Raw genomic sequence first — 5,594 nt, forward strand, 5'->3', positions numbered from 1 at the left:
TCATCAATGATACTGATTGATCCCCCCAACCCCCCTTAAAAAGGGGGGCTAAATTCTTTAAAGTCCTCGTTGAAAAGGGTGATTTAGGGGGATATGAAAATATTTGATACATCATGAGAGACTTTTAAAACATCCTCTGAGCGGGAAGCATGGAAGTGGCGAATTATTAGGGGATTGTATGAGCGGGGATTAACTAAGACGGATGTCATCAGGCTATTTAAGATTATTGATACAATGATGACATTGCCGAAGGAGTTACAAACAGGATTGGTAAGGAAAATCAGGAGCTTGGAGGAGGAGAGAAAAATGCCTTTAATCAGTCCGACGGAACAACTCGCGATGGAACGCGGTGAACAGCGCGGTCTTGAACAGGGACTTGAACGCGGTCTTGAACAGGGACTGGAACGGGAGCAACAGCTGATTATTAAACTCCTCAATCGCCGCTTGGGATGGGTGGAACCCTCCCAACTAGAAGCAATTTACACCTTAGATTTTGACGGGTTAGATTTACTGGGTGAGGCGCTGTTAGATTTCTCCTGTGTTGCTGATTTGCAGCAATGGTTAGAAAGTCAATCGCAGTAATAGGGAATAGGGAATTACAGCACATTTTATCTGAGTGAGGTATTGAGGGGCGGGCAGGATGCCCACCCCACAAGATTTATGATGTTAAGGTGTGTATTTTATTTACTTGAGTAGGATCGAAACCGAAATCAATAAGTTCCCTGGGGAGGTCGAAGGAATATAAGGGGGTGTTGGGGGGTGCGTGGTTTCGACTTCGCTCAACCACCGAAATCAATAAGTTCCCTGGGGAGGTCGTCAGGTTTTGGGTAAATTTCCCCGTTCCCACAATTTCCGCCAATTGTAGTTAACGCTAGTAACGTCAAAATCTGGCTCCCTTTCAAAGGGTTGCTGTATATAGCGTACGATGCAGTCATGTTCGCTGGGGGTGGTAATTTCTGGGGATAATGGTACTTGCACTAGTGCTAAAATAAAACCTTCAGGCTTATTCAGGGCGGTGAGAATTTCATTTTTAGTGACTGTCACCGTATCCGCTCCCATTATGCGCCCCTTAACTTCAATCAACCGCAGCTTTCCTGTACCGGGGATGCGCGATTCTATATCATAGCCACAATTGTCGGCGCTGACATCTTTGGGTTCATAGCCTAACTGGCGTTCTGTATTAATTACTGCTGTCATTGCTAGTGTTTCTACTCGCTGTTTTTGTGGGGCGGAGGTGTTGGGATTGGGTTTTTGCTGACCTTGTAGCCGTTGGAGTAATCCCAGGGAGACAATTAAGGACCCACCAATTACTACTGGCGGTAGGGGAGAAAGGCGGCGCTCTTGTTGCAAGTCTTCCATGCGCTTTTGTAACCGTGCTTGCAATTCATCGGCTCTGCTTCTGGCTTTGGCTGAGTTAATTTTGGCGTTGACTTTCCCGGCCATTTCCTGCTGTTGTAAATCTGCGGCGCGATGGTCCCAATAATTAATTTCTTTAATTAGCCGCTCTTTGACCGCAGCCATGGTTTTGTTTATGAGTTCTTCCTTGTGTTTTTTGACTTCTTGGAGGTGTTGAGGGACGATGTGAGCGATCGCATAGGCTGTTGCTTGTGCTTCAATATCATTAAGTAACCATGACTGTTGTAACATTGGTTCTATCAATGCTTGGTCAGGGTCACTCACTGGCTGATAATTTAAATAAGGAGCATAGCCAGCATTACAAATCTCTCCAGATGCTAGAATTTCCACATACTGCATTCTGCGGGACACCACCCGACGATTACCAGCAGGATCCGTGCGAGCATCTTGGATTGAATGCTCTAAATAAACTAGAGCTTTAACTTGTTCGCTGGGGTCGTTAACATCTAATAAGATACTACCTTGCTTGAGAACATCCCGATGGCGTTCTAAGATCAAATCTATCACAGCATCTAATAGGGGATGACCGGGATAGACTAAAGCCGCCAAGGGCTTACCTGCAACGCTAATTAACTGTTTATCAAAACAAATGCGCTCATAGCGGGTCAAAATTGCATCTCGCGTCCCCACCGCACGTCCCCGGTTACAAATGACAGCGGGGACATGGGTAATTTCGTAGCGTTGGGTTTCTCGTTCCCTAATAGTCCCCCCTAACTTCTGAAAAGCCGCTATGAAAAAGGAAGCCACAAAGTGGGGTTGTAATTTTCTGGCGTCGGCTCTTTCCATATCTTCGCGAATTTGCCGCACTCTAGAAATATCCATTGTATCCCGCGCCAAGGCCTTTTCTTCTAGGAGTTTTTGCAACCGTTTAGGGTCGAGACATCCCGTCACAACTTCATTTAACCGAGCTTTAATTTCTGGCGACTCACCATAGCGAATGGCTTCTATGAGTAATTGTCGCAGCTGCACACCATCAATAGCTGTCCCCAAAACATCAAATACCTTACCCCCCAGAGCCTTTTGTTCATTTTCTAGCTTTTTCAGCAGTGCTAAATAAACATCACCTTCCCGGGTTTCTTTGGCTACCAAGTTCCACAAATGACACACCTCCGTCTGTCCGATGCGGTGAATGCGCCCAAAACGTTGTTCTAAACGGTTGGGGTTCCAAGGTAGGTCATAATTAACCATGAGGTGCGCCCGTTGTAAGTTAATACCTTCCCCGGCGGCATCAGTAGCAATGAGAACTTGGACATCTGGGTCTTGGGTAAAAGCTTCTTGGGATTTACGGCGTTCTTCTCGCCCCATACCGCCTTGAATTGTAGCGACTGAGTTGGGTTTGCCTAAAAGGTTACCAATTTGCTTGTGTAAGTAATTTAACGTATCGCGATGTTCTGTAAATATTACCAGTTTGCGGCGGTAGCCACGAGCGTCAAACAGTTCGGCTTGATTTTGCAGAATTTGAGAAAGTTCTTCCCATTTTCTATCTCTACCACTGCGACGCACTGCCAAAGCCAACTGCTCTAATTTTTGTAATTGGGAAATTTCCACTTTCAATTCAGAGATAGTCCGCGCTGCTGATGCTTGGTCAACAACTTCTTGTTCTATGGCTTCCCGTTCATCGCTGGGGGTATCTTCTTCAAATTCGTTGACATCTTCAATGATCCTACTGGATAACTCCAGGGTATCCTGTCCCCGCTTGGATATTTCTTCCTCTCGCAGGCGTTTCTGTAGTCTTTCCCGTCGCCGTCGCAGTGACTGATAAATAGCTTCTGGGGAGGATGCTAAACGCCGTTGTAAAATAGTCAATGCAAAGCCTACGGTTCCTTTACGTCCTTGATTATCTAAAGCGTCAGCGCGGTTAAATTCTTCCCGCACATATTCTGTAACTTGCTTGTATAAAACTGCTTCCTGGCTGGAAAGCTCATAATCAACTGTATGAGCTTTGCGTTCTGGAAACAAGGGAGTACCGTCAAATTTTAACAAATCTTCCTTAACTAGCCGCCGCATCAGGTCTGAGGTGTCGCACACATGAACCCCATCCCGAAATTTCCCCTCAAAACGGTCTCCATCTAAGAGGGCCATAAATAACTGATAGTCTTCTTCTTTCCCGTTGTGGGGTGTAGCGGTCATTAATAAAAAATGACGGGTAATACTAGACAGGAGTTTACCTAGTTTGTAGCGTTTGGTTTCTCTGACATCTCCGCCAAAAAAAGAAGCCGACATTTTATGAGCTTCGTCACAGATAATTAAATCCCAGTCAGTTTGTATTAATTTAGCTTGGAGGTCATTACTGCGACTTAATTTATCTAACCGTGCTATGACTAGGGGTATTTCTGCGAGGGCGTTACCGCTGCGAGATGCTTCCATGCGGTCATTGGTGAGAATTTCAAAGTCGAGATGAAATTTCTGGTATAATTCATCTTGCCACTGGGCTGCTAGACTACCAGGACATACTACCAAGCAACGCCGCAGGTCACCCCGCAAATGCAGTTCGGCCATGAGTAAACCCGCCATGATGGTTTTACCTGCTCCGGGGTCATCAGCTAGTAAAAAACGTAACGGCTGCCTGGTGAGCATTTCTCCGTATACGGCGGTAATTTGGTGGGGGAGGGGTTCTACTAATGATGTGTGTACTGCTAGGAGAGGGTCAAACAGATGTGCTAGGCGAATACGATGGGCTTCTGATACTAGCCGCAATAGGCGACCTTCGGCGTTGAAACTCCAGGGGCGCTCTTGAGTAACGATTTCTAATGTATCCTCGTTATGGCGATATAGCAACTCTTGACCGAGGCGACCGCTTGGGTCTTTGTAGGTTAATTCAACCACATCGCTACCAAACCATTTGACATCGACGACTGTCACTACCTGATTAGGTAGAATCCCTTTAACTGCGCTGGCTTTGGTTAGTTCTTCTAGTCGCATCTAGCATACAGACTTTTTATACTCAAGTGGGCAATATGCCCACATTACAAGGTTATCTATTCTTCTACTCTGTAGCCTAACTCAGCTAAACTCATCCGTGATTGCCGCCATTTTGGCTCTACTTTCACGAATAACTCTAGATAAACCTTACCATCAATCAGCTTTTGAATTTGTTGGCGAGCCTGACTACCAATGGCTTTGAGCATTGAGCCGCTTTTGCCAATCAGGATACCTTTTTGAGAAGTTCTCTCAACATGGATGGTAGCCAGTACACGAGTAATACTGGGTGTTTCTTCTACTAAATCAATGGCGATCGCTACTGAGTGAGGAATTTCTTCCCTGGTTAACAGTAAAATTTGTTCCCGAATTAATTCCCCCATGATAAAACGTTCTGGTTGGTCTGTCACCAAGTCCGGGGGATAATAAAACGGTCCGGTCTCTAAATTTTCAATTAATAACTCTTGCAGTTCCGGTAGTCCGGCGCTGGTCTGGGCGGAAAATTTAACTACCGGCCATTGTTGACCTGCGGCTAAAGCCTGATAACTATCATCAATGCTCTGAGAATCTGGTGGTTGTTGGTCAATTTTATTTACCCCTATAATTACTGGTGTTTGCGTCCTTACCAGTAAATCAGCAATAAAGCGATCGCCCGCACCACAAGCTACTGACCCATCTACCACAAACAAGACCACATCCACGGACTCAATGGCATTTTTAGCATTTCTCACCAGCACTTCCCCCAATTGATGATGGGGTTTATGAATTCCCGGTGTATCCACAAAAATTAACTGTGCGGCTGGGGTGGTTAAAATCCCTCGTAACCGATTACGTGTAGTTTGTGCTACAGGCGACGTAATCGCGATTTTTTGTCCTACTAATTGGTTCATCAAAGTAGATTTACCGACATTGGGGCGACCAATGATGCCAATAAACCCTGATTTAAATTCAGGAGGAGCCTGGGGGATAGATACTTCTCCTGAAACAGAGAAGAGGTTATAATCAGTACTAGTCACCTTAAGCTCCACCGTCATATATTAGAGATGCAATGAGCAACAAACATAATTCAACCGTTCGTGTTAAACTGGACAAATCTCCATCTGTTCAAAATGACACTTTATAAAGGCATAACCTTTATTGGTGTAACGGCGACACTCGCTATCCCATTTGCAAAAGCATTTGGGAATACTTTTCTTATAATATTAGCTGACCCATTGCAATCTGCATTTAGGAGGATTCCTTGAGCCGATTTGAATAGA

3 protein-coding genes are annotated in these 5,594 nt (G+C 45.2%); 1 reads left to right on the plus strand and 2 read right to left on the minus strand.

All coding sequences use genetic code 11. The annotated features are described in order from the left end of the window. The first annotated feature begins 306 nt into the window (after positions 1–306). Positions 307–582, plus strand: a complete 276-nt coding sequence (locus tag PN447_RS14380) for a DUF4351 domain-containing protein (protein WP_271763721.1) — start codon at positions 307–309, stop codon at positions 580–582. 234 nt (positions 583–816) lie between these two features. Here the strand turns inward: PN447_RS14380 and PN447_RS14385 are convergent, their stop codons facing one another. After that, positions 817–4,338: a helicase-related protein gene (locus tag PN447_RS14385; protein WP_271763722.1), complete on the minus strand. Its 3,522-nt coding sequence runs from the start codon at positions 4,336–4,338 to the stop codon at positions 817–819. A gap of 56 nt (positions 4,339–4,394) precedes the next feature. Then, positions 4,395–5,369, minus strand: a complete 975-nt coding sequence (gene era / locus PN447_RS14390) for a GTPase Era (RefSeq protein WP_271763723.1) — start codon at positions 5,367–5,369, stop codon at positions 4,395–4,397. Positions 5,370–5,594 lie beyond the last annotated feature (225 nt).

Source organism: Anabaena sp. CS-542/02 (genome assembly GCF_028331085.1).
In the GTDB taxonomy this organism is placed as follows: domain Bacteria; phylum Cyanobacteriota; class Cyanobacteriia; order Cyanobacteriales; family Nostocaceae; genus Anabaenopsis; species Anabaenopsis arnoldii.